Origin of the sequence: Kitasatospora sp. NPDC058048 (assembly GCF_042885555.1) — a bacterium.
GTDB classification, from domain to species: Bacteria; Actinomycetota; Actinomycetes; order Streptomycetales; family Streptomycetaceae; genus Kitasatospora; species Kitasatospora lactacystinica.
Genome location: NZ_JBHVRT010000004.1, coordinates 47325 through 70695, shown reverse-complemented (window position 1 = coordinate 70695; position 23371 = coordinate 47325). Strand labels below are relative to the sequence as shown.

Below are 23371 nucleotides of genomic sequence, written 5' to 3'. Positions count from 1 at the left end.
TCCCCCTTCGAGCCGGGTCCGTCAGACCGACATGTCCTTGGGGACGGCGGGAGCCGCCCCCGGGGTTGCCCCCGGCGCCGTGGAGTACACCGCGGGCACCACCGGCGAGGCCCCCGGCCCCCTTGGAACCGCCGCACCTGCCGCCGCCCCCGGCACCGCCGCACCTGCCGCCCCCGGCACCGCCGTAGCCCCGAACCCGCTCGCCGCCGAGCTGTCCGCGTCGGCCGTCCGCGCGGCCATGGTGTGCAGCCCGGCCCCGACCCCGGTCACCCTCTCGGCCAATCCGCTCAGCCCGCCCACGAGTTCACCGCGCGCCTGCCCGTACACGGCGGCGAAGCCGCTGCCCGGCCGGTCCGTCCCCCAGGGCGCGCCGAGCGCGGCGAGGCCCTGCTCCAGGGCGGTGACGGCTTTCGCCAGCTCGCCGCCGAGCTTCTCGAACTCCCGCCCCTCGCCGTGCAGTTCCCACGGCTTGAGGACGAACTCCCCGCCCGCGCGGCCGGACGCCCCGGTGCTGCCGCCTGCCATCCCCGTACCTCCCCGTCACGGGCCGGTGACGGCCCGGTAGCGGCCCGTGGCGGACCGGCCGCCATCGTAGGCCCGCCTCCGGCCCCGCCCGCAGGGCCCGCCGGAGCTCTTCACCCCGCCTTCACGCCGCTCGGTCCCGCCGCTCCGGCCCCGCCTCGACCTCGTTTCGGCCCCGCTTCGGGCCCGCTCCGGCCCCGCTCCGGCCCCGCTTCGGGCCCCCGTCACCGGTCCCGCCACCGCGCTCCCGCCGCCGAAAGCTCTACCCTTGCCGGGTGGCACCAGCAGAAACGTCCAAGAAGAAGTCCAAGGCGAAGCCCGAGGCCGCCCCCGCCCCCGTCGATCTCGCGATGCCGACCCTGCGGCGCGAGATCCCGCGCGACGAGGTCCCGCTCGACTTCCCCCGCGCCTGGGTCGAGTTCGCCGACCCCGCCGACGAGGAGCAGGTCTTCCGCTGCGACCTCACCTGGCTGACCTCCCGCTGGTCCTGCGTCTTCGGCCAGGGCTGCCACGGCATCCGCGAGGGCCGCGGCGAGTCGGACGGCTGCTGCACGCTCGGCGCGCACTACTCGGACGAGGACGACGAGAAGCGCGTCCTGGGGCACGCGGCCCGGCTGACCCCCGAGCTGTGGGAGAACTTCGCCGAGGGCACCGACGCCGAGGGCCGGATCACGTCCGACGGCGGCATCACCATGCTGGACGAGGACGGCGACCGCCAGACCCGCCGGGTCGACGGCGCCTGCATCTTCGTGAACAGCCCGGACTTCGCGGGCGGGGCCGGCTGCGCGCTGCACGCGCTCGCGCTCAAGGAGGGCCGCGAGCCGCTGGAGACCAAGCCGGACGTCTGCTGGCAGCTGCCGGTCCGCCGCACCTACGACTGGATCGACCGCCCCGACGACAGCCGCTACCTCCAGGTCACGATCGGCGAGTACGACCGCCGCGGCTGGGGCCCTGGCGGCCACGACCTGCACTGGTGGTGCACCGGTGCCCCGGCGGCTCACCAGGGCGCGGAGGCGGTGTACGTCAGCTACCGCCCCGAGCTCACCGAGCTGATGGGACGGAAGGGGTACGAGGTGCTGGCCCGGCTGTGCGAGGAGCGGATCGCCACCAAGGGCGACCGCAGGGTGGCCCCGCACCCGGCGGACCCGGTCAGGAAGTCCAAGAAGGACCGACCGGCGAAGGACTGACCGGCCCCACCGGTCGGCACCGGGCCACCCCCCGGCACCGGCCACCGCCCGGCACCGCCCCGCCCACCGGCACCGCCCTACTTGTCGATGTCGCCGACCACGAAGAACATCGACCCCAGGATCGCCACCATGTCCGCGACCAGCGTCCCCGGCAGCAGTTCGGTCAGCACCTGGACGTTGTTGAAGGACGCCGAGCGCAGCTTGAGCCGCCACGGCGTCTTGTCGCCGCGCGAGACCAGGTAGTAGCCGTTGATCCCGAGCGGGTTCTCGGTCCACGCGTAGGTGCTGCCCTCGGGCGCCTTGAGCACCTTGGGCAGCCGCTGGTTGACCGGGCCGGGCGGCAGCGTGGCGAGCTTGTCGAGGCAGGCGTCGGCGAGGTCCAGCGAGTTGAGGGTCTGCTCCAGCAGGCACTCGAAGCGGGCCAGGCAGTCGCCCTCCTCGCGGGTGACCACGGTGAGCACCTGTCGCAGTTCCTCGGAGCCGTACGCGAGGTACGGCTCGTCGCGGCGCAGGTCGAGGTCGAGGCCGCTGGCCCGGGCGATCGGGCCGCTGACGCCGTAGGCCTCGGCCTGTGCCCGGGTGAGGATGCCGACGCCGGCGGTGCGGGCGCGGAAGATCTCGTTGCCGAGGACGAGGTCCTCGAAGACCGGCAGCTGCGAGCGCACGGTGGCAATTGCGGCGCGGACCCGGCCGAGCCAGCCGGCCGGCAGGTCCTCCTTGAGGCCGCCGACCCGGTTGAACATGTAGTGCATCCGGCCGCCGGAGGCCTCCTCCAGCACGTGCTGGAGGTCCTCGCGGCCGTTGAAGGCGTGGAAGACCGGGGTGATCCCGCCGAGTTCCAGCGGGTACGAGCCGAGGAACATCAGGTGGTTGAGCACCCGGTTGAGTTCGGCGAGCAGGGTGCGGATCCACACCGCCCGCTCGGGGACCTCCATGCCGAGCATCCGCTCGACGGCCATGACGACGCCGAGTTCGTTGGAGAAGGCGGAGAGCCAGTCGTGCCGGTTGGCCAGCATGATGATCTGCCGGTAGTCCCGGGCCTCGAACAGCTTCTCGGCGCCCCGGTGCATGTAGCCGATCACCGGCTCGGCGCTCACGATGCGCTCGCCGTCGAGCAGCATCCGAAGCCGCAGCACGCCGTGGGTGGCCGGGTGCTGCGGGCCGATGTTGAGCACCATGTCGGTGGTGCCCGCCGCGCCGGTGAAGTTCTCGGCTCCCGCCCCGATGCCGACCGTGGTCTCCCTCATGCCCCCAGAGTCTGCCATCCCGGCAGGGGCGCCAGGCTCTCAGGTTCCGACATCCGGACGGCCTGTACCAGCCACCCGAACCCGCCCAGCCCGCCCGGGTCGGTCAGTTCGGCCCCCTCCCCCGCCCCGCTCAGCGCCCGCAGGTAGCCGGCCGGGTCGCTGGTGGCCAGCGCGAGCGCCGGGCGCCCGCCGCTCACGCCGAGCGCGCGCAGGGCCTCCCGCTGGGTTGTCCACAGGCTGTGGAGAGCGGGCGCGGCGACGGCGTCCAGCGCGACGTGCGCGGTGACGTCGCAGGAGCCGTCCGGCACCGGGGCCACCTCCCGGCCGTCGCGGAAGCCGGCGTACGTCCCGAACGGCGGCCGCCGCCCGGCGGTGTGCCCGTAGTCGACGGCGACGGCCAGGCCGCGCTCCAGCCCGGCCACGGCCCGGGCCCAGGCGGCGTCCCGGGGGCCGCCGAACTCCACCACCTCGCCGGGCTCCGCGACCGGCCACCAGCGGGCGGCCCAGGCCGCGTCGGCCTCCGACACCGGCTCGCCGAGCCGCTGCTCCCCGGTCGCGGTGTCCACCTCGACGTAGCGCAGCACCCCGTCCTCGTCGACCTCGCCGGCGTCCAGCGGGACGTTGTCCAGCCACTCGTTGGCGAACAGCAGCCCGGTCACCCCGCGCGGCGGCTCGTCCGTCCACAGGACTGTGGACGGCAGTCCGGCCGGGCGGTCGGCGATCTCCACGCCGTACGGGCGCAGCCGCGCCAGCACCTGCGCGGGCAGCTCGGCCAGGACGCCGGTGAGCAGTTCGCCCCGCCCGGCCCCCAGGTCGACCAGGGCCAGCTCCTCCGGACGACCGAGGGCCGTGTCAACCTCCAGCAGCAGCCGGGCCACCGCACGGGCGAACCTCGGCGAGGCGTGCACGGAGGTGCGGAAGTGCCCGGCGGGGCCCTCCGGCCTGCGGTAGAAGCCCCGCCCGGGGTCGTACAGGGCCTGTTCCATGGCGGGCGCCCACCGCATCCAAGTCATGGGGTGGGACGCTACCCGGCGCCGGACCGCCCCTCCCCATCGGATCAGGTGCTTCTCCGACCTACGGAGTAGGACGGATCGCCCTACCGGCGGACCTGGGCACACCGGGCGACTGCCTACGCTGGACACGTGCATCGACTCAACGCCTGGCTCCGCCGTCACCCCATGGTGGTCGACGCCGCCTGGGCGTCGATTGTGCTGTTCTTCGGCCTGCTGCCGAACGACGCCTCCCTCGACGAGGGCTGGCGCTTCGACGCCTCGATCCTGGTCGCGGTGCTGCTGCCGCTGCTGATGGTCTTCCGGCGGCGCTACCCCGACTTCACGGTGGCCGCCGCCGCGGGCATCGGTGTCGGCCAGGTGGTCGCGAACGTGTCGCCGGGCGGCTCCTCGATCGCCTACCTGGTCTTCGCCTACACCGGCGCCGCCTTCGGCCAGAAGTGGACCTCCCGGCTGGCCCTGGTGGCCGGCCTGGCCGCCGGGCCGCTGGTGTTCTGGCAGATGAAGCCGGTGAAGACGGTCTTCGACCGGGCGGGCGACGCGCACACCCGCCCGTACACCTTCGGCGAGGCGGCGCTGATCACGCTGCTGATGAGCACACCGTTCATCCTCTGCTGGGCCTGGGGCAGGCTGACCAGGGTGCGCCGCGCCTACCTGACCGAGCTGGAGGACCGCGCCGCCCGGCTGGAGCGCGAGCGGGACGCCCAGTCCAAGGTGGCGGTCGCCGCCGAGCGGGCCCGGATCGCCCGCGAACTGCACGACGTGGTCGCGCACAACGTCTCGGTGATGATCGTCCAGGCCGACGGCGCCGCGTACGTCCTGGACAACTCCCCGCAGCAGGCGAAGGAGGCGCTCGGCACGATCGCCTCCACCGGCCGCCAGGCGCTGGTCGAGATGCGCCGTCTGCTGGGCGTGCTGCGCACCTCCGACACCAAGGCCGAGGAGTACGTGCCGCAGCCGGGCGTCGAGGAGCTGCCGGAGCTGCTGGAGCAGGTCCGCACGGCCGGACTCGACGTGGACTACGCCACCTCCGGGCAGCCGCGCGAGCTGCCGCGCGGCGTCGAGCTGACCGTCTACCGGATCGTCCAGGAGGCGCTCACCAACGTCCGCAAGCACGGCGGCCCCGATGTCCACGCCCGGGTCGCGGTCGACTTCGGCGAGCGCGAGCTGGCCGTCCTGGTGGAGGACGACGGGCGCGGCAGCACCCACGAGCAACTGGTCGCCGGCGGCGTGGACGGTCTCGGCCACGGCCTGATCGGCATGCGCGAGCGCGTCGGCATGGTCAGCGGCAGCCTCGACGTGGGCCCCCGCCCCGGCGGAGGCTTCCGGATCCGCGCCGTCCTGCCGCTCAGGACGGCCCACTAGCCCCTCCGTCCAGCCCCGCCCCCCAGCCCCCAGCCCCCGTCCGGTCCTCATCCCCCGTCCGCCGTCCATCCCCCCAAGGAGTCCCACCTTGACCATCCGCGTGATGCTCGTCGACGACCAGGAACTGCTGCGCACCGGCTTCCGGATGATCCTCCAGTCGCAGGGCGACATCGAGATCGCCGCCGAGGCGGGCGACGGCGCGCAGGCCCTGGAGCAGCTGCGGCGCACCGAGGTGGACGTGATCCTGATGGACGTCCGCATGCCGCGGCTGGACGGCGTGCAGGCGACCCGCCGGATCTGCCTGGCCGAGGACGGCAGCCCGCTGCCGAACGCCCCGCACGTGCTCATCCTCACCACCTTCGACCTGGACGAGTACGCCTTCGCCGCGCTCAAGGCCGGCGCCAGCGGCTTCCTGCTCAAGGACGTCCCGCCGACCGAGCTGGTGGCCGCGATCCGCGCCGTGCACGGCGGGGACGCGGTGGTCGCCCCGACCACCACCCGCCGGATGATCGACCGCTTCGCCGAGGTGCTGCCCACTCCGCAGAGCGCGCCCGGCTCGGACGTCCTCGGCCCGCTGACCGAGCGCGAGCGGGAGGTGTTCCTGCTGGTCGCCCAGGGGCTGTCGAACGGCGAGATCGCAGCCCGGCTGGTGCTCTCCGAGGCGACCGTGAAGACCCATGTCGGCCGGATCCTGGCCAAGCTGGGCCTGCGCGACCGGGTCCAGGCCGTGGTGCTGGCGTACGAGGCCGGGCTGATCCGGGCCGGGGCCACCGACTGAGCCGCCGAGGCGTATCCGCTCCGGCGTTCGGGCGCGCCCGTAGACTGGGGCGGTACGTCCGGTACCCGTCGAGTGGACTGGAACGGTCATTCAGGACAAGGCAGGACAAGGGTGGACGTGAATCCGTCCGGCTTCGCCGACTCCGGCGAGTTCGCCCCGCTCGCCGACGGTCTCGGCGACCAGGTCTTCGGTGCTCCCGGCGACCCCGGCAACCGCCCGGCCCGGCTGGCCGTCGGCGTGGTCGGCACCGGCCGGGTCGGGCCCGCGCTGGGCGCGGCGCTGCAGCTCGCCGGGCACACCGTGGTCGCCGCCTCCGGGGTGTCCGCCACCTCCCGCCGCCGCGCCGAGGCGCTGCTGCCGGGCGTGCGGATCGTCACCCCGCCGCAGGTGCTGGCCGCCGCCGACCTGGTGCTGCTGACCGTGCCGGACGACGCGCTGGCCGACCTGGTGACCGGGCTGGCCGCCACCGGCGCGGTCCGCCCCGGACAGCTGCTCGTGCACACCTCCGGCGCGCACGGCGTCGCCGTCCTGGAGCCCGCCACCCGGGCCGGGGCGCTGCCGCTGGCCCTGCACCCGGCGATGACCTTCAGCGGCACCTCGGTGGACCTGGCCCGGCTGGCCGGCTGCCCGTTCGGGGTGACCGCCCCCGAGGAGCTGCGGCCGGTCGCCGAGGCGCTGGTGGTGGAGATGGGCGGCGAGCCCGAGTGGGTGCCCGAGGAGGTCCGCCCGCTCTACCACACCGCCCTCGCCCACGGTGCGAACCACCTGGTCACCCTGGTCGCGCAGGCGATGGACCTGCTGCGCACGGCCGGTGTCGCCGAGCCCGGCCGGATGCTCGGCCCGCTGCTCGGCGCCGCCCTGGACAACAGCCTGCGCTCCGGCGACGCGGCCCTCACCGGCCCGGTCGCCCGGGGCGACTCGGGCACCGTGCGGCGCCACCTGGCGCAGCTCAGTACGGTGTCCCCGGACATCCCGGCGGCCTACCGTGCGATGGCCCGCGCCACCGCGCAGCGGGCGCTCGCCAACGGGACGATCGACGAAACGTCGGCGGCGGCGCTGCTGGACGTACTGAACGAGGAGAAGCGCTAGATGGCACGCGGTAAGCAGTCGAACAAGCCCCAGCGGACGCCCAAGGTCCACCGGGCCGTCGTGACCCGCACCGTGGACGAATTCGAGGCCGCGTTCTGGCCGGACGAGCAGCCGGTGGACAACGCCGTCGTGATGACCATGGGCGCGCTGCACGAGGGCCACGCCGCGCTGATCCGGGCCGCCCGCAAGCAGGTCGGCCGGGACGGCCGGGTCGCGGTGACGGTCTTCGTCAACCCGCTGCAGTTCGGCGCCGGCGAGGACCTGGAGCGCTACCCGCGCAGCCTCGACGAGGACGTGCGGCTGGCCGAGGAGAACGGCGCCGACGTGGTCTTCGCGCCGTCCGTCGAGGAGGTCTACCCGAACGGCGAGCCGCAGGTGCGCATGGCGGCCGGCCCGATGGGCGAGCGCTACGAGGGCGCCACCCGGCCCGGCCACTTCGACGGCGTGCTGACCGTGGTCGCCAAGCTGCTGCACATCACCGACCCGGACTTCGCCTTCTTCGGCGAGAAGGACGCCCAGCAGCTGGCGATCATCCGGCGGATGGTCGCCGACCTGGACTTCGACGTGGAGATCGTCGGCGTGCCGACCGTCCGCGAGGAGGACGGCCTGGCGCGGTCCTCGCGCAACCGCTACCTCTCGGAGCAGGAGCGCGCGCAGGCGCTCGCCCTGTCCAAGGCCCTGTTCGCCGGCCGGGACGCCGCCGCGCAGGGCCCGAAGGCCGTCCGCGAGGCCGCCTCGGCCGCCCTGGACGGCGCCGAGGGCATCACCCTGGACTACCTCGCCCTGATCGACCCGCACGACTTCTCGGAGGCGGCGGACGACTTCCAGGGCGAGGCGGTGCTGGCCGTCGCCGCGAAGGTGGGCGCGACCCGCCTGATCGACAACGTCCACGTCATCTGCCGCTAGGCGGACGACCGTCGAGCACGGAATCGTCCGCTGAACCGCTGAACCACCGGCACCACCCCCCTTCCGGCATGCACTCACAGGAGGCGTGACCCGCAATGCTCCGCACCATGCTCAAGTCCAAGATCCACCGGGCCACCGTGACCCAGGCCGACCTGCACTACGTGGGATCCGTCACGGTGGACGAGGACCTGCTCGACGCCGCCGACCTGCTCCCCGGCGAGCTGGTCCACATCGTCGACATCAACAACGGCGCCCGGCTGGAGACGTACACCATCGCCGGCCCGCGCGGCTCCGGCGTGATCGGCATCAACGGCGCCGCCGCCCGTCTGGTCCACCCGGGCGACCTGGTCATCCTCATCGCCTACGGGCAGATGGACACGGCCGAGGCCAAGGGCTACGAGCCGAAGGTCGTCTTCGTGGACGAGCGGAACCGGATCACCGGCCTGGGCGGGGACCCGGCCGAGGCCCAGGAGGGCACCGGACTGCTGCGCGGCGACGCGGCGTACCGTGGCGGCAACGGCGCGGCCGACGCCGCCTCGCGCTGAAGGAGCCACCCACCGATGTCCACGCACCGCCTCACCGCCCCGGCCCCCGGCTGGACCGCCACCACCGACGTCGTCGTGGTCGGTTCCGGGGTCGCCGGCCTCACCGTCGCGCTCAACGTCCGCAAGGCCGGCCTGCGGGCCATGGTGGTCACCAAGGCCGTGCTGGACGAGGGCTCCACCCGCTGGGCCCAGGGCGGCGTCGCGGCCGCCCTGGGCGAGGGGGACACCCCCGAACAGCACCTGGACGACACCCTGGTGGCCGGCGCCGGCGTCTGTGACGAGGAGGCCGTCCGCACCCTGGTCACCGAGGGCCCGGACGCCGTCCGCCGGCTGATCGCCACCGGCGCCCTGTTCGACCGGGGCCAGGACGGCGAGATCCTGCTGACCCGCGAGGGCGGCCACCACCGCCGCCGGATCGTCCACGCGGGCGGGGACGCGACCGGCGCCGAGATATCGCGCGCCCTGGTCGCCGCCGTCCGCACCGACCCGGACATCGAGCTGATCGAGCACGCGCTCGTCCTCGACCTGCTGACCGACGCGGCGGGCCACGCCGCCGGACTGACCCTGCACGTGATGGGCGAGGGCCAGCGCGACGGCGTCGGCGCCGTCCGGGCCCGCGCGGTGGTGCTCGCCACCGGCGGCATGGGCCAGGTCTTCTCCGCCACCACCAACCCGGCGGTCTCCACCGGCGACGGCGTGGCACTGGCCCTGCGGGCCGGCGCCGCCGTCACCGACCTGGAGTTCGTCCAGTTCCACCCCACCGTGCTCTGGCTCGGTCCGGAGGCCGAGGGCCAGCAGCCGCTGGTCTCCGAGGCGGTCCGCGGCGAGGGCGCCCACCTGGTGGACGCGGACGGCGTCCGCTTCATGGTCGGACAGCACGAGCTGGCCGAGCTGGCCCCGCGCGACATCGTCGCCAAGGCGATCACCCGGCGCATGCAGGAGCAGGGCGCCCAGCACATGTTCCTGGACGGGCGGCACTTCGGCGCCGAGATGTGGGAGCAGCGCTTCCCGACCATCCTCGCCTTCTGCCGCGCCAACGGCATCGACCCGGTCACCGAGCCGATCCCGATCGCCCCGGCCGCGCACTTCGCCTCCGGCGGCGTCCGCACCGACCGGCACGGCCGCACCACCGTTCCCGGCCTGTACGCGTGCGGCGAGGTCGCCTGCACCGGCGTGCACGGCGCCAACCGGCTGGCGTCCAACTCGCTGCTGGAGGGCCTGGTCTTCGCCGAGCGGATCGCCGCCGATCTGGCCGGCCGCGACCGGTCCGGCGAGTTGCCCGAGCGCGTGGTGGACGTCGCCGCCGCGCGCGCCGCGCAGCCCGTCCCGCTGCCCCCGTCCGAGGCGCGCGCCGAGATCCAGCGGCTGATGTCGCGCGGCGCGGGCATCCTGCGCTCCGCCGCGTCGATGGCCGACACCGCCGCCGGGCTCGCACTCCTCGCCGAACAGGCCTACGCCCACGTCGCCGAGGAGAAGCCGGCCGACCCCCGGGTGGAGACCTGGGAGGCCGCGAACCTGCTGCTGGTCGCCACCGCCCTGGTCGCGGCCGCCGCGCAGCGCGAGGAGACCCGCGGCTGCCACTGGCGCGAGGACTTCCCCGAGCGCGACGACGCCCACTGGCGGCGCCACCTGATCACCACCCTCGCCGCCACCGGCGGTCCCGTCAGCACCCCTGAGGAGCAGTAGAACCATGACCCACTCCCACGAGGAACTCCCCCTGGCCGACCAGGGCGGCTGCGGCGACGGCTGCGCCTGTGGCGACGGCGAGGGCTACGAGACCGGTCTCGACCCGCAGCTGGCCGAGCTGCTGGAGCAGGCCGGGCTGGACCCGGTCGAGGTCGAGGACATCGCCACCCTGGCGCTGGCCGAGGACCTGGCCGGCGGCGAGGACGTCACCTCGGTGGCGACCGTGCCCGCCGACGCCGTCGCCACCGCCGACTTCACCGCCCGCCAGGCCGGCGTGGTGGCCGGTCTGCGGGTCGCCGAGGCGGTCGTCTCGCTGGTCTGCGAGGAGGAGTTCGAGGTCGAGCGGCACGTCGAGGACGGCGACCGGGTCGAGGCCGGCCAGGTGCTGCTCTCGGTGCGCTCGCGCACCCGCGACCTGCTGACCGCCGAGCGCAGCGCGCTCAACCTGCTCTGCCACCTGTCGGGCATCGCCACCGCGACCCGCGCCTGGGCGGACGCCCTGGAGGGCACCGGCGCGGTGGTCCGGGACACCCGCAAGACCACTCCGGGCCTGCGCGCGCTGGAGAAGTTCGCGGTGCGCTGCGGCGGCGGCGCCAACCACCGGATGGCGCTCTCGGACGCCGCACTGGTGAAGGACAACCACGTGGTCGCGGCCGGCGGCGTGGCCGAGGCCTTCCGGGCCGTCCGGGCCGCGTACCCGGAGCTGCCGGTCGAGGTCGAGGTGGACACCCTGGAGCAGATCACGCCGGTGCTGGAGGCCGGGGCCGACCTGATCCTGCTGGACAACTTCACCGTCGGGCAGCTGAAGGAGGCCGTCGCGCTGGTGGCCGGCCGGGCGAAGCTGGAAGCCTCCGGCGGACTGACCCTGGCCAGCGCGCGCGAGGTCGCCCAGACTGGTGTCGACTACCTGGCCGTGGGCGCGCTCACCCACTCCTCGCCGATCCTGGACATCGGCCTGGACCTGCGCGCCTGACCGTCCGGACCCGCTCGGCCCCGTCCCGACTCGCAGAAAGCGGCCCATGCTCCTCACCATCGACGTCGGCAACACCCAGACCACGCTCGGCCTGTTCGACGGCGAGGAAGTGGTGGAACACTGGCGGATCTCCACCGATCCGCGCCGCACGGCGGATGAACTGGCGGTGCTGCTGCAGGGGTTGATGGGCAACCACACCGCGGTCAAGGAGGCCGCGGTGGAGGGCCTGGCGATCTGCTCGTCCGTCCCCGCCGTGCTCCACGAGCTCCGCGAGGTGACCCGCCGCTACTACGGCGACGTCCCCGCGGTGATCGTGGAGCCCGGCGTGAAGACCGGGGTGCACGTCCTGATGGACAACCCCAAGGAGGTCGGCGCCGACCGGATCGTCAACGCGCTGGCCGCCAACCACCTGTACGGCGGCCCGTGCATCGTGGTCGACTTCGGCACCGCGACCACCTTCGACGCCGTCAACGCGCGCGGCGACTACGTCGGCGGCGCGATCGCCCCCGGCATCGAGATCTCGGTCGAGGCGCTCGGCGTCCGCGGCGCCCAGCTGCGCAAGATCGAGCTGGCCCGCCCGCGCAACGTGATCGGCAAGAACACCGTCGAGGGCATGCAGTCCGGCATCCTCTACGGCTTCGCCGGGCAGGTCGACGGCCTGGTCGAGCGGATGGCCCGGGAGCTCTCCAAGGACCCGGACGACGTCCAGGTGATCGCCACCGGCGGTCTCGCCTCCCTGGTCCTCGGCGAGGCCGCCACCATCGACGTGCACGAGCCCTGGCTGACCCTGATCGGCCTGCGCCTGGTGTACGAGCGCAACCGCCCCGCGAGCTGAGCGGCGCTCAGCGGCCGGGGGTCGGGAGGCCCGGCAGGGCCGACGCGGCCCCCGCCACCGCGTCGGAGGGCAGCAGGGTGGTCAGGCCGGTCGGCGCGGGCGTCGGGACGGTGAGCAGAGTCGTGCCCGGCTGCGGGGTCGGGAGCGGTTTGCCCGCCCGCGGGTCCTTCGGGATGGCCGCCACGACCTTCTTCCAGCGCGGGTCCTTCACCACCGCGGCGAGCCCGTCCGGCGTCAGCGGCGGGTCGGTACGGGTGATCGGCGTGCCCTGATCCAGCGGCTTGCGGTTCCACTCCTGGAGCATCAGCTCGTAGCCGGTCCCGGTCAACGTGGCGGACCAGGTCTTGGAGCCGGCCGGCTCACCGGGGCGCGTCCCCGCCTGGTAGAGGGTCAGGTGCTCGCCGCCCGGGAGGTCGGTCTCGCTGCAGGCGTCGCCCGGAAGCGGGCCCAGGCAGCCGGGCTCGACGCCGTTGCGCATGATCCAGAACAGGTACTGGACCGGGCCGTTCCCGTCGTCCAGCACCAGCCGCAGCTGCGGGGTGTCGCTCTCGGTCCCCCGCGCCTCGCCCACCTCCACCGTCCCCGGCGGGAGCAGTTCGGTGAGCATCCGCTGGAACTCCGGGCCGGAGACCGGCGGGCCCACCGCCGCACCGGAGGAGGCCGGGCCGGCGGACGCCGGGCCGCTCGGCACGGGGCCGGGCCCGGGCAGCAGGCTGCCGATCCCGGCCGCGCCCACCCCGACCAGGGCCAGCGCGGCGACGCCCGCCACGGTGCCGATCCGCCGCCTGCGGCGCAGCCGGCGCCCGTACGACCAGCCGGTGTCGACCAGCCGGGTGGCCTCGGCGTCGTAGGACCCGCCCGCCCGGCCGAGGGCCTCGGTGAAGGACTGCTCGAACCGCTCGTCGGGCCCGTCGTGCTCAGCGGACATGCTGAACCAACCTCTCTACCAATCGAGTTGACGTGAGTAGTGCGGAGACGTCGCCGTGCGGAGACATCGCCGTGCCGTGCCGGCCGGCTCAGCGCTCGGCCAGCTCGTCGAGGCCGCCGCCGAGCAACGTGCGGATCCGGCCGAGCGCCCGGAAGGACTGGGTCCGGACGGCCCCCGGGGTGAGCTGGAGGATCGCCGCGGTCTCCTCGACGCTGCGGTCCTCCCAGTAGCGCAGGACCAGCACCGCGCGGTCGCGCGGCGCGAGCCGGCCGAGCGCGTCCACCAGGGCCAGCCGCAGTTCCGGGTCGCCCTGCGGGGCCTCGCCGTCCGGCACCGCGTCGACCGGCCGCTCGCCGCTGGAGCGGCGGCCGCGGTGCGAGAGGAAGACCCGCACCAGCACGGTGTGCGCGTACCCGGCCGGGTTGTCGATCCGGCGCTTGGCCCCGAACGGGAAGGTGCGGTGCCACTGGACGTAGATCCGCCCGAACGCCTCCTGCACCAGGTCCTCGGCGAGGTGGGTGTCCCCGCCGGCGAGCAGGCAGGCCGACCGGTAGAGCGGTCTGGCGCGGGCGGCCGCGAAGGCCTGGAAGTCCTCGTCCCGCCGCCCGCCCCGGGACGCCTTCCCCTGACCGTCCGGTTGCATCCTGCCCGGCCCCCTCGCTCGTTCTCCCCTGACACCTGGATGACCAGCTGGCCCCCGGATGGCGTTACAGGTGGCGGCGAAAGGTTTTTTCACCAGGCCGAACATGGGTGGTTCGGCGCGACGTTACCGACAAATCGGATATTCCTCACGTAGTGTCAGCCCATGCCTACGCCACACGGATCGCGCGGCGGTATGGCCTTCAGCGCCGACGAAGTCCGCGTGTTGCGCCGAGCCCTCGCCCAAGCCCTGCACCCCGCCGTCCCCGTCCACCTCCGGCCCGACCGGCCGGCCCTCGCCGGGCCGGGCGCCGAACTCTGGGCGGAGGACGTCCAGGACGCCCTGCGCCTGACCGAGGCGATCGACGAGGCCGTCCAGGAGGGCGGCCGACTGCGCGCCTTCCTGCTCGCCGACCTCGGACGCTACCGCTCCGCCCTGCCCGGCAGCGCCCCCGGCTACCTGGAACGGCTGGAGGACGCGGTGTCCGACGGGTACCTGCCCGGGCCCGAGGACCTCACCGCGCTGCGCGGGCTGAGCCGGCAGCCCTGCGGCCAGGGCGAGCGGGCCCGCCGCTCCCGGCTGGCCGGACGCTGCCACGCGCTGGCCGAGGCCGCCGTCCGCGAACGGCTCGCCCTCCACACCGGGCAGCCCCGCCACCTGGTGGCCGTACCGAGCCCCGCCGCACCGCCGCACAGTCACCCCACCCCCGTAGGAGGACGGACCACCATGAGCAGCACCGAGTCCCGCCCGGAGCAGCCCGCCGCCGCGAAGACCCCGCCCCGTCCGCACCGGATGCCCACCCCCGCCGAGCTGTTCGGCCGCCGCCCCAAGCCCCCGGCCCGTCCCGTCCCGCCCGCCGACCTGTCCCCCGAGGAGACCGAGGACGTCGAACTCGCCACCGGCACCGGCTGAACCGGCCCGTCCGCCGAACGGAGGGGAGACCGCCACCGCGGTCTCCCCTCCGTTCGTGCGCCGGCCCTCCGCCGGCAGGCCGCTCCATCGCCCGCAGGCCGGTCCATGTGTCGACAATGCCGTGATCCCGCCGGCCGCCGTCGATCACGTCTTCATAACCTTCACCCCGATGACCAGGCCGTTCGATCCCGTCCTGGGCGAATTGGCCACGGATCAACCGGGTTGACGACTGTTCAACAATCCCTAGGGTGCGGAGCCTCACCACTCCAACACGGGGGATTCACATGCTTTCGACTCGCACGCGCCGGATCCTCGGCGCGGGCACGGCCACGATCGTGGCCGCCCTGGCCGCCGGCACCGCGGCCGTCCCGGCGCACGCCGCCGGCACCCAGCTCCGGATCTTCCCGACCGGCACGATCCAGATCTCGACCCAGCCGGCCCCTCAGCCCCAGTTCGGCGAGAACATCCACCTGCGGATCGGCCGGACCGGCACCGACGTCGTGACCGGCGCCAAGCTCGCGTTCGACACCACCGGCATCGACGGGCTGGCCACGCTCAGCGTCCCGGGCTGCGCCACCGCGGGCAAGGTGATCACCTGCGACATCTGGCGCCTCGACCTGGAGAACATCAACATCACCAGCCACCCGTGGCTGAGCGCCGTCGCGGGCGTCCGCCCCGGCTCCACCGGCACCGTCCACGCCACCCTCAGCGCCCCCGGCGCCGAGACCGCCGAGGCCGACATCCAGGTGGAGATCGGCGGTGCCGGCTTCCGTACCAAGGAGCCCTCGGAGCAGCGTGACGTCAAGGTCGGCAGCACGCTCCCGTCGACTCTCGCCTTCGCCAACCACGGCGAGGTCGCGGCCCGGCGGGCGGTCGTCGAGGTCTACCTGACCCCGGGCCTCGACGTGGCCACCTGGCCCTCCAACTGCGAGTACGCGAAGGACAAGGGCGACTGGGCGGGCCACGGTTTCGGTTCCCCGATGCCCACCGTGCACGGCATCTGCACCATCGACGGCGAGATCGCCCCCGGCCAGGCCGTCAAGCTGAACGGCCTCGACCTCACCGTGGGCGCGGACGCCCGCTACGCCTTCGCCGACTACGCCGTCTTCCCAGACGAGGGAGCGAGCGGCAGCAGCGCTGCGGACCTGCGCCGGCGGATGTCGTTCCAGCGCGGCACCGGCGCTCCCGCCGTGCTGGTGCCGACCTCCGGCGAGGGGATCCCGGACGGCCTCGACATGAACGCCTACTCCACCGAGCAGGAGGTCCTCGCCGACAACTACGCCGACTTCGCGGTGAACGGCTCCTGGGCACCGGACGCCTCCGGCACCACCGGCACCTTCACCCTCGGCGCCGTCAGCGGCGGCCCGGCCTCGATCATGGACCGCAGCGGCGGCGAGAGCGCGCCCGAACTCCAGGTGCAGTTCCCGGAGGGGGTCACCGTCACCGGCCTGCCGTCGACCTGCCAGCCGTACGACTACGTCCTCGGCCAGAAGTCCGACAAGCCGCTCAACAAGTTCAACTGCGAGGGGCTGGGCGGGTTCTTCATCCCTGCCGGCGCCACCAACTCCCACAAGCTGACCCTCTCGGTCCCCGCGGGCACCGACGAGCTCACCGCGACGGTCTCGCTGCAGAACATGGCGAGCTCCTACGAGCCGGGCCACCCCAGCGCCGTCATGAGCTGGGACCGCAACCCCGCCAACGACCTGCTGAAGGTCGCCCTGCGGGCCACCCCGGCCACCACCCCCGGCACCGGCGGCACCCCCGCCCCGACCCCGACCGGGACGCCCACCACCGCGCCCGTCACCGACCCCTCGCCCGCGCCGACCACCGCGGTCGTCCCGGCCGGCCTCAGCGACAAGGACTCCGCGAGCCCCGCCCGGGAGACCGGCACGGGCACCGGCGGTACCGGCGGCACCGGCACCGGCGGCTCCGGGAGCGTCCGGGCCTCCGACGGCCCGCTGGCCGCCACCGGCAGCTCCGCCGCCCTGCCGCTGGCCGCGACGAGCGCCGCCGCCGTGGTGCTCGGCGCCGCCGGTCTGGTCACCGCCCGCCGGCTCCGGACCCGCCGCAACGGCTGACCCGACCGGTCCGTTCCCCGGGGGAGGCCGCCGTCACGGCCTCCCCCGCGGGAATCCCGGCGCGGAGCACCGTGTGTGGCTGGCTACCCTTGTGGGGTGAGCGATCAGAGCCTTGTTCCCGCGACCGACGACCTTCCCGAGCAGATGCGCGTCCGGCGCGAGAAGCTGGACCGGCTCCGGGCGGCCGGCGTCGACCCGTACCCGGTCGGATTCCCCCGCACCACCACCATCGCGGACCTGCGTGCCAAGCACCCGGACCTGGAGCCGGACACCGCGACCGGCGAACGGGCCGGTGTCACCGGCCGCGTGATCCTCTCCCGCACCGGCGGCAAGCTCTGCTTCGCCACCCTGCGGGACGGCACCGGCGACCTCCAGGTGATGTTCTCGCTGGACAAGCTGGGCCCGGAGCGGCTGGCGGCCTGGAAGACCGACATCGACCTCGGCGACCAGGTCGGCGTCGAGGGCGAGGTGATCACCTCCAAGCGCGGCGAGCTGTCCGTGATGGTGGACCGCTGGGAGCTCACCGCCAAGTGCCTGCGTCCGCTGCCGGACAAGCACAAGGGCCTGACCGACCCGGAGGCCCGGGTCCGCCAGCGCTACGTGGACCTGATCGTCAACCCCGAGGCCCGCGAGATCCTGCACCTGCGCAGCAAGGTCGTCCGCTCGATCCGCCGCACCTACGAGGACCGCGGCTACATCGAGGTCGAGACCCCGATGCTGCAGCCGGTGCACGGCGGCGCCAACGCCCGTCCGTTCAAGACGCACATCAACGCGTACGACATCGACCTCTACATGCGCATCGCCCCCGAGCTGTACCTCAAGCGGCTCGTGGTCGGCGGCGCCGAGAAGGTCTTCGAGATCAACCGCAACTTCCGCAACGAGGGCGCGGACTCCACCCACAACCCGGAGTTCACCTCGCTGGAGTCGTACGAGGCGTACGGCGACTACGACACCCAGGCCGAGCTGATCCGCGAGACGATCGTCAACGCGGCCCGGGACGCGCTGGGCACCACGGTCATCAAGGGCGTGGACGCGCACGGCGTCGAGCACGAGATCGACCTGGCCGAGCCGTGGGAGGAGGTCGCGGTCTACCCGGGCATCTCCGCCCACCTGGGCGTGCAGGTCACCCCGGAGACCGGCGTCGAGGAGCTGCGCAAGCTGGCCACCGAGCACGGCATCCCGTTCGAGAAGGACTGGGGCCACGGCCAGATCGTGCTGGAGATGGTCGAGCGCCTGCTGGAGGAGAACGCCGTCCGGCCGACCTTCATCAAGGACTACCCGACCGAGGTCTCCCCGCTGACCCGCCAGCACCGCTCGCAGCCCGGCGTGGCCGAGAAGTGGGACCTGGTGATCTTCGGGACCGAGATCGGCACCGCCTACTCCGAGCTGGTCGACCCGGTCGAGCAGCGCGCCCGCCTCACCGCCCAGTCGCTGCTTGCGGCCGGCGGCGACGTCGAGGCGATGCAGGTGGACGAGGACTTCCTGCGCGCCCTGGAGTACGCGATGCCCCCGACCGGTGGCCTCGGCCTCGGCGTGGACCGCCTGATCATGCTGCTGACCGGCAAGAACATCCGGGAGACGGTGCTCTTCCCGCTGGTGAAGCCGGAGCCGAAGGCTTCCGCCGCGACGGCGGAGAAGACCGAGGAGGAGTGACCTGATGGACTACGTCAGCGCGATCGTGCCGCCGCTGGTCATGGCGATCGGCTTCGGATTCCTGGTGCGGGCCATCGTCCGCAGCCAGGGCGGGGCCCAGCGGGCCAAGGAAGACGTCGACTGATCCCGCGCGGGCCGACAGGCCCCGCGAGGACCGGCGGGCGGAACCCGCGACCGACGCCGTCAGCCGCCCCGAACGACCGGCGCGCCGCCATTCCCGATTCCCGGGGGTGGCGGCGCGCCGGTTTGGCGTACTTCACAAGATTTGCCCCATTCACTCCCTATCCTGGCCGCACTATGGTCCGGCAACTCGGCGAACTTGAGAACGCCATCATGACCCGGGTGTGGCAGTGGAACCGACCGGTCACGGTTCGCGAGGTTCTCCTGGATCTGCGGTCGGAACGCGAAATCGCGTACACCACGGTGATGACCGTCCTGGACAAGCTCCACAGAAAGGGCTGGCTGCGCCGCGAGCGGGTCGGCCGGGCCTATCGATATGAACCGGTCTCCTCGCGCGAGGCGTACACGGCGGCGCTGATGAACGACGCCTGGGCCACCAGCGACAATCCGGCGGCGGCCCTGGTGCACTTCTTCGGCCTGATGTCCCCCGAGCAACGCGAAGCGCTCCGGGACGCCTTGCGGGTGGCGGCTCTGTTCCCGTCCGATCCGACCGGGGCGGATTCCGCGGACGACGGACCCGATACCGGTGCGACGGAACCGGGAGCGGCGCGATAACGTCCGGGACCATGGAGGTCACCATCCGCCGGGCGCGGACCACGGACGTGCGGGCAGTGCGCAGGCTCATCGACACCTACTCGCGCGACGGCATTCTGCTGGACAAGCCCACAGTCACACTGTTCGAATCCGTCCAGGAGTTCTGGGTCGCGGAACGCGACGACAACGGCGTCGTGGTGGCCTGCGGCGCGCTGCACGTGATGTGGGAGGACCTCGCCGAGGTCCGCACGCTCGCGGTGGATCCGGTCGTCCGGGGCACCGGGATCGGGCACCTGCTGTTGGAGAAGCTGGTGCAGACCGCACGCTGGCTGGGCGTCCGTCGGATTTTCTGCTTGACGTTCGAGGTCGCGTTCTTCGCGAAACACGGTTTCGTCGAGATCGGCGAGCTCCAGGAAACCGATGATGGTACGACAGACCCGGCGGCGATCGCTACGGATGTCTATGAAGAACTCCTCCGCTCGTACGATGAAGGCGTCGCCGAGTTCCTCGACCTGGAGCGGGTGAAGCCCAACACACTGGGCAACTCGCGCATGCTGCTGCACCTCTGAGCCGGTCCACCCGGGTCAAGGGTTTGTGTTTTCCGGAGAAAGGCGCTTTCCTTTCCTTAGGCAATGGGTCGTTTAGCGGAAAGGGAAGCCCGTGGCACAGAGGGTGCAGGTCATTCTTGAAGACGATCTCGACGGCGGTTCGGCGGACGAGACGGTGACGTTCGCGCTCGACGGCGTTGCCTACGAGATCGACCTGAAGAGCGCCAACGCGGACAAGCTGCGCGGTCTGCTGGCGCCGTACGTGGAGAAGGGCCGCAAGCAGAGCGGCCGGCTCGCCGGTGCCCGTCGCCCGGGCCGCAGCGCCGCGGCGCGGCCGGCCGGCGGCGGCGCCCCGGACACCGCCAAGATCCGCGCGTGGGCCAAGGAGCAGGGCCTGGAGGTCAACGACCGCGGCCGCGTTCCGAGCAACGTCCGCGAGGCCTACGAGAAGGCCAACGCGTCCTGATCCCGGCGCCGCAGGCCCGCCGGAGCGGGTGCGGGGCCCCGGCGGCCGGAGGCGGCGCCGCCATCACACGCACGGGGCGCGGAGGAGTCTCCTCCGCGCCCCGCGGCGCGTGCCCGCGGGGCCGCGGCACCGGGGGCCTGCGGGGCACGGGCTCGGGCGGCGGAACAATCACGGGCTGTGCAACGCTGTAAGGGCGAAGCGGTAACGAGGACACCCGGGACGGCGTACCCGGCCCCGGCCGCCGTTGAACCGCCGTCACCACGGCCCGACTTCTCGCCAGGCGAACACCGCCACCGCGGAAACTGCGCGAGAACCGCCCCGATACCGGGTATGAATGCAGGTGGACGGGTTCTTCGGCCCGTCCAGGGGCAGTATGTGCGACCGGCCCGACGGTTCCGGCCGCGCCCCGGCGGCGCGTGTTCGCCGATGGCGTAGCGGAATCCGGTGCATCCGGCCCGCCTGCGGGAACACCGTTTCCCAGCATCAGGTTGGGATTGGTGTCGGCTGGTCGCGCAGCATCTCGCTCCTCTACCGGGGAGTGAATCCGTGGGCCGCGCCGCTGAGCGGGACTAGCATGCGGAAGGACAGGGCGGGGACGGACCCCGAACTGCCCGACCGCTCTGAGGAGCGATAAACGATGTTCGAGAGGTTCACCGACCGCGCGCGGCGGGTTGTCGTCCTGGCTCAGGAAGAAGCCCGGATGCTCAACCACAACTACATCGGCACCGAGCACATCCTCCTGGGTCTGATCCACGAGGGCGAGGGCGTCGCCGCCAAGGCCCTGGAGAGCCTCGGGATTTCTCTTGAGGCCGTTCGCCAGCAGGTCGAGGAGATCATCGGCCAGGGCCAGCAGGCCCCGTCCGGTCACATTCCCTTCACCCCCCGGGCGAAGAAGGTGCTGGAGCTGTCGCTCCGCGAGGCCCTTCAGCTCGGCCACAACTACATCGGCACCGAGCACATCCTGCTCGGCCTGATCCGCGAGGGCGAGGGCGTCGCCGCCCAGGTCCTGGTGAAGCTGGGCGCCGACCTCAACCGGGTGCGCCAGCAGGTCATCCAGCTGCTCTCCGGCTACCAGACCGGCGGCGGCAAGGAGTCGGCCACGGCCGGCGGGCCCGCCGAGGGCACCCCGTCGACCTCCCTGGTCCTGGACCAGTTCGGCCGCAACCTCACCCAGGCCGCCCGCGAGGCCAAGCTCGACCCGGTCATCGGGCGCGAGAAGGAGATCGAGCGGGTCATGCAGGTGCTGTCCCGCCGCACCAAGAACAACCCGGTGCTGATCGGTGAGCCCGGCGTCGGCAAGACCGCCGTGGTCGAGGGCCTGGCCCAGGCGATCGTCAAGGGCGAGGTCCCGGAGACGCTCAAGGACAAGCAGCTCTACACGCTGGACCTGGGCGCCCTGGTGGCCGGCTCGCGCTACCGCGGTGACTTCGAGGAGCGCCTGAAGAAGGTGCTCAAGGAGATCCGCACCCGCGGCGACATCATCCTGTTCATCGACGAGCTGCACACCCTGGTCGGCGCGGGCGCCGCCGAGGGCGCCATCGACGCCGCCAGCATCCTCAAGCCGATGCTGGCCCGCGGCGAGCTGCAGACCATCGGTGCCACCACCCTGGACGAGTACCGCAAGCACCTGGAGAAGGACGCCGCGCTGGAGCGCCGCTTCCAGCCGATCCAGGTCGCCGAGCCCTCGCTGCCGCACACCATCGAGATCCTCAAGGGTCTGCGCGACCGCTACGAGGCCCACCACCGGGTCTCCATCACGGACTCCGCCCTGGTCGCCGCCGCCACCCTGGCCGACCGGTACATCTCGGACCGCTTCCTGCCGGACAAGGCGATCGACCTGATCGACGAGGCCGGCTCCCGGATGCGCATCCGCCGGATGACCGCGCCGCCGGACCTGCGCGAGTTCGACGAGAAGATCGCCGACGTGCGCCGCGAGAAGGAGAGCGCGATCGACGCGCAGGACTTCGAGAAGGCCGCGTCCCTGCGCGACGACGAGAAGCAGCTCCTGCAGGCCAAGGCCAAGCGCGAGAAGGAGTGGAAGGCCGGCGACATGGACGTCGTCGCGGAGGTCAACGAGGAGCTCATCGCCGAGGTCCTGGCCACCGCCACCGGCATCCCGGTCTTCAAGCTGACCGAGGAGGAGACGTCCCGCCTGCTGCGCATGGAGGACGAGCTGCACAAGCGCGTCATCGGCCAGAAGGACGCCATCAAGGCGCTCTCCCAGGCCATCCGGCGCACCCGTGCGGGCCTCAAGGACCCGAAGCGCCCCGGCGGTTCGTTCATCTTCGCCGGCCCGTCCGGCGTCGGTAAGACCGAGCTGTCCAAGACGCTGGCGGAGTTCCTCTTCGGCGACGAGGACGCGCTGATCGCGCTCGACATGTCCGAGTTCTCCGAGAAGCACACCGTCTCCCGGCTGTTCGGCTCCCCGCCCGGCTACGTGGGCTACGAGGAGGGCGGCCAGCTGACCGAGAAGGTCCGCCGCAAGCCGTTCTCCGTCGTCCTCTTCGACGAGGTCGAGAAGGCCCACCCGGACATCTTCAACTCGCTGCTGCAGATCCTGGAGGACGGTCGCCTGACCGACTCCCAGGGCCGCGTGGTCGACTTCAAGAACACCGTCATCATCATGACGACCAACCTCGGCACCCGGGACATCTCCAAGGGCTTCAACCTGGGCTTCGCGGCCACGGGTGACACCCAGACCGGGTACGAGCGGATGAAGGCGAAGGTCGGCGAGGAGCTCAAGCAGCACTTCCGCCCCGAGTTCCTGAACCGCGTCGACGACATCGTGGTGTTCCACCAGCTGTCCGAGGACGACATCATCCAGATCGTCGACCTCATGATCGACAAGGTGGACGAGCGGCTCAAGGACAAGGACATGGGCCTGGAGCTCAGCGTCGAGGCCAAGAAGCTGCTGGCCAAGCGCGGCTACGACCCGATCCTGGGTGCCCGTCCGCTGCGCCGCACCATCCAGCGCGAGATCGAGGACCACCTCTCCGAGAAGATCCTCTTCGGTGAGCTGCGGGCCGGCCACATCGTCGTCGTCGACGTCGACGGTGAGGGCAAGGAGGCCAAGTTCACCTTCCGCGGCGAGGAGAAGTCGGCCGTCGCGGACACCCCGGCCGCGGTCGCCTCGTCCGGTCCGGACCTGACGAAGTAACCCAACTTTTAACAGACAACTTCACAGCCACCGAGCCCCCGGCGTTCGCGCCGGGGGCTCGGTGCGTTCCGGCCCCTCCGCGGTCGGCACCGGTGCGGACCGGGACGGCGGCTTCCGCATGGGCTGGTGCGG

The 23371-nt window shown here is 72.8% G+C and carries 21 protein-coding genes; 16 read left to right on the top strand and 5 right to left on the bottom strand.

The window, feature by feature from the left end; all coding sequences use genetic code 11:
* Positions 1 to 21: 21 nt before the first annotated feature.
* Entirely contained in the window at positions 22 to 525 is a 504-nt protein-coding gene (locus ACFVVA_RS05680) for a hypothetical protein (RefSeq protein ID WP_387686035.1), read from the bottom strand.
* Positions 526 to 797: 272 nt separating this feature from the next.
* Here ACFVVA_RS05680 and ACFVVA_RS05675 point away from each other — a divergent pair, with 272 nt between their 5' ends.
* Positions 798 to 1709 carry a hypothetical protein gene (locus ACFVVA_RS05675; protein WP_387686033.1) on the top strand — a complete coding sequence of 304 codons (912 nt, stop codon included), beginning with the start codon at positions 798 to 800 and terminating at the stop codon, positions 1707 to 1709.
* 77 nt (positions 1710 to 1786) lie between these two features.
* Here ACFVVA_RS05675 and ACFVVA_RS05670 read toward each other — a convergent pair whose 3' ends face one another.
* Together ACFVVA_RS05670 and ACFVVA_RS05665 are read right to left on the bottom strand one after the other, a co-directional pair.
* A complete protein-coding gene (locus ACFVVA_RS05670; RefSeq protein ID WP_387686031.1) occupies positions 1787 to 2956 on the bottom strand; it encodes an NADH-quinone oxidoreductase subunit D in 1170 nt (389 codons plus the stop codon).
* On the bottom strand, positions 2953 to 3969 hold the full coding sequence (locus ACFVVA_RS05665) for an SAM-dependent methyltransferase (protein ID WP_387686029.1): 1017 nt from the start codon (positions 3967 to 3969) through the stop codon (positions 2953 to 2955). Before ACFVVA_RS05665 ends, ACFVVA_RS05670 begins: the two co-directional genes overlap by 4 nt.
* 165 nt (positions 3970 to 4134) lie before the next feature.
* Here ACFVVA_RS05665 and ACFVVA_RS05660 point away from each other — a divergent pair, with 165 nt between their 5' ends.
* The 8 genes from ACFVVA_RS05660 to ACFVVA_RS05625 all read left to right on the top strand — a co-directional run bounded on the left by ACFVVA_RS05660 (position 4135) and on the right by ACFVVA_RS05625 (position 12143).
* Positions 4135 to 5331 (top strand): sensor histidine kinase, encoded by a 1197-nt coding sequence (locus tag ACFVVA_RS05660; protein WP_387686362.1) that lies wholly within the window; start codon positions 4135 to 4137, stop codon positions 5329 to 5331.
* Between the two features lie 88 nt (positions 5332 to 5419).
* Positions 5420 to 6109, top strand: a complete 690-nt coding sequence (locus ACFVVA_RS05655) for a response regulator transcription factor (RefSeq protein ID WP_359910511.1) — start codon at positions 5420 to 5422, stop codon at positions 6107 to 6109.
* A 111-nt stretch (positions 6110 to 6220) separates the two neighbouring features.
* Positions 6221 to 7198, top strand: a complete 978-nt coding sequence (locus tag ACFVVA_RS05650; RefSeq protein WP_359910508.1) for a DUF2520 domain-containing protein — start codon at positions 6221 to 6223, stop codon at positions 7196 to 7198.
* Positions 7199 to 8104, top strand: a complete 906-nt coding sequence (gene panC, locus ACFVVA_RS05645) for a pantoate--beta-alanine ligase (protein ID WP_387686026.1) — start codon at positions 7199 to 7201, stop codon at positions 8102 to 8104.
* Between the two features lie 95 nt (positions 8105 to 8199).
* Complete coding sequence (gene panD / locus ACFVVA_RS05640) at positions 8200 to 8649, top strand: aspartate 1-decarboxylase (RefSeq protein ID WP_387686024.1); 450 nt, start codon at positions 8200 to 8202, stop codon at positions 8647 to 8649.
* Between the two features lie 15 nt (positions 8650 to 8664).
* Complete coding sequence (locus tag ACFVVA_RS05635; RefSeq protein ID WP_387686022.1) at positions 8665 to 10335, top strand: L-aspartate oxidase; 1671 nt, start codon at positions 8665 to 8667, stop codon at positions 10333 to 10335.
* Positions 10336 to 10339: 4 nt separating this feature from the next.
* Positions 10340 to 11308, top strand: a complete 969-nt coding sequence (nadC, locus tag ACFVVA_RS05630; RefSeq protein WP_387686020.1) for a carboxylating nicotinate-nucleotide diphosphorylase — start codon at positions 10340 to 10342, stop codon at positions 11306 to 11308.
* 46 nt (positions 11309 to 11354) lie between these two features.
* Entirely contained in the window at positions 11355 to 12143 is a 789-nt protein-coding gene (locus ACFVVA_RS05625; RefSeq protein WP_387686018.1) for a type III pantothenate kinase, read from the top strand.
* A 7-nt stretch (positions 12144 to 12150) separates the two neighbouring features.
* On the opposite strand, the gene ACFVVA_RS05620 is transcribed toward ACFVVA_RS05625, so the two are convergent.
* The gene (locus ACFVVA_RS05620) at positions 12151 to 13071 is read right to left on the bottom strand and encodes a hypothetical protein (RefSeq protein WP_387686016.1); all 921 of its coding nucleotides are present in this window, start codon (positions 13069 to 13071) and stop codon (positions 12151 to 12153) included.
* A gap of 88 nt (positions 13072 to 13159) precedes the next feature.
* Positions 13160 to 13714: a SigE family RNA polymerase sigma factor gene (locus tag ACFVVA_RS05615; protein WP_387686014.1), complete on the bottom strand. Its 555-nt coding sequence runs from the start codon at positions 13712 to 13714 to the stop codon at positions 13160 to 13162.
* A gap of 162 nt (positions 13715 to 13876) precedes the next feature.
* Here ACFVVA_RS05615 and ACFVVA_RS05610 point away from each other — a divergent pair, with 162 nt between their 5' ends.
* From ACFVVA_RS05610 to ACFVVA_RS05580, 7 genes are all read left to right on the top strand, one after another.
* Positions 13877 to 14623, top strand: coding sequence for a hypothetical protein (locus ACFVVA_RS05610; RefSeq protein ID WP_387686012.1), 747 nt, complete (start codon positions 13877 to 13879; stop codon positions 14621 to 14623).
* Between the two features lie 284 nt (positions 14624 to 14907).
* Positions 14908 to 16701, top strand: coding sequence for a hypothetical protein (locus tag ACFVVA_RS05605; protein ID WP_387686010.1), 1794 nt, complete (start codon positions 14908 to 14910; stop codon positions 16699 to 16701).
* Between the two features lie 96 nt (positions 16702 to 16797).
* Positions 16798 to 18354: a bifunctional lysylphosphatidylglycerol synthetase/lysine--tRNA ligase LysX gene (gene lysX / locus ACFVVA_RS05600; protein WP_387686008.1), complete on the top strand. Its 1557-nt coding sequence runs from the start codon at positions 16798 to 16800 to the stop codon at positions 18352 to 18354.
* Between the two features lie 297 nt (positions 18355 to 18651).
* Complete coding sequence (locus ACFVVA_RS05595; protein WP_387686007.1) at positions 18652 to 19089, top strand: BlaI/MecI/CopY family transcriptional regulator; 438 nt, start codon at positions 18652 to 18654, stop codon at positions 19087 to 19089.
* Positions 19090 to 19100: 11 nt separating this feature from the next.
* Positions 19101 to 19637, top strand: coding sequence for an amino-acid N-acetyltransferase (locus ACFVVA_RS05590; RefSeq protein WP_359910474.1), 537 nt, complete (start codon positions 19101 to 19103; stop codon positions 19635 to 19637).
* 91 nt (positions 19638 to 19728) lie between these two features.
* On the top strand, positions 19729 to 20082 hold the full coding sequence (locus tag ACFVVA_RS05585) for an Lsr2 family protein (protein ID WP_387686004.1): 354 nt from the start codon (positions 19729 to 19731) through the stop codon (positions 20080 to 20082).
* 637 nt (positions 20083 to 20719) lie between these two features.
* Positions 20720 to 23239 (top strand): ATP-dependent Clp protease ATP-binding subunit, encoded by a 2520-nt coding sequence (locus tag ACFVVA_RS05580; RefSeq protein WP_387686001.1) that lies wholly within the window; start codon positions 20720 to 20722, stop codon positions 23237 to 23239.
* Positions 23240 to 23371 lie beyond the last annotated feature (132 nt).

Excerpts from the sequence above, each read along its gene's own strand:
- ACFVVA_RS05680 (WP_387686035.1), bottom strand. The coding sequence starts at position 525 with ATGGCAGGCGGCAGCACCGGGGCGTCCGGCCGCGCGGGCGGGGAGTTC.
- ACFVVA_RS05670 (WP_387686031.1), bottom strand. The coding sequence starts at position 2,956 with ATGAGGGAGACCACGGTCGGCATCGGGGCGGGAGCCGAGAACTTCACC.
- ACFVVA_RS05665 (WP_387686029.1), bottom strand. The coding sequence starts at position 3,969 with ATGACTTGGATGCGGTGGGCGCCCGCCATGGAACAGGCCCTGTACGAC.
- ACFVVA_RS05660 (WP_387686362.1), top strand. The coding sequence starts at position 4,135 with ATGGTGGTCGACGCCGCCTGGGCGTCGATTGTGCTGTTCTTCGGCCTG.
- panC (WP_387686026.1), top strand. The coding sequence starts at position 7,199 with ATGGCACGCGGTAAGCAGTCGAACAAGCCCCAGCGGACGCCCAAGGTC.
- panD (WP_387686024.1), top strand. The coding sequence starts at position 8,200 with ATGCTCCGCACCATGCTCAAGTCCAAGATCCACCGGGCCACCGTGACC.
- ACFVVA_RS05635 (WP_387686022.1), top strand. The coding sequence starts at position 8,665 with ATGTCCACGCACCGCCTCACCGCCCCGGCCCCCGGCTGGACCGCCACC.
- nadC (WP_387686020.1), top strand. The coding sequence starts at position 10,340 with ATGACCCACTCCCACGAGGAACTCCCCCTGGCCGACCAGGGCGGCTGC.
- ACFVVA_RS05625 (WP_387686018.1), top strand. The coding sequence starts at position 11,355 with ATGCTCCTCACCATCGACGTCGGCAACACCCAGACCACGCTCGGCCTG.
- ACFVVA_RS05620 (WP_387686016.1), bottom strand. The coding sequence starts at position 13,071 with ATGTCCGCTGAGCACGACGGGCCCGACGAGCGGTTCGAGCAGTCCTTC.
- ACFVVA_RS05615 (WP_387686014.1), bottom strand. The coding sequence starts at position 13,714 with ATGCAACCGGACGGTCAGGGGAAGGCGTCCCGGGGCGGGCGGCGGGAC.
- ACFVVA_RS05610 (WP_387686012.1), top strand. The coding sequence starts at position 13,877 with ATGCCTACGCCACACGGATCGCGCGGCGGTATGGCCTTCAGCGCCGAC.
- ACFVVA_RS05605 (WP_387686010.1), top strand. The coding sequence starts at position 14,908 with ATGCTTTCGACTCGCACGCGCCGGATCCTCGGCGCGGGCACGGCCACG.
- ACFVVA_RS05595 (WP_387686007.1), top strand. The coding sequence starts at position 18,652 with ATGGTCCGGCAACTCGGCGAACTTGAGAACGCCATCATGACCCGGGTG.
- ACFVVA_RS05590 (WP_359910474.1), top strand. The coding sequence starts at position 19,101 with ATGGAGGTCACCATCCGCCGGGCGCGGACCACGGACGTGCGGGCAGTG.
- ACFVVA_RS05580 (WP_387686001.1), top strand. The coding sequence starts at position 20,720 with ATGTTCGAGAGGTTCACCGACCGCGCGCGGCGGGTTGTCGTCCTGGCT.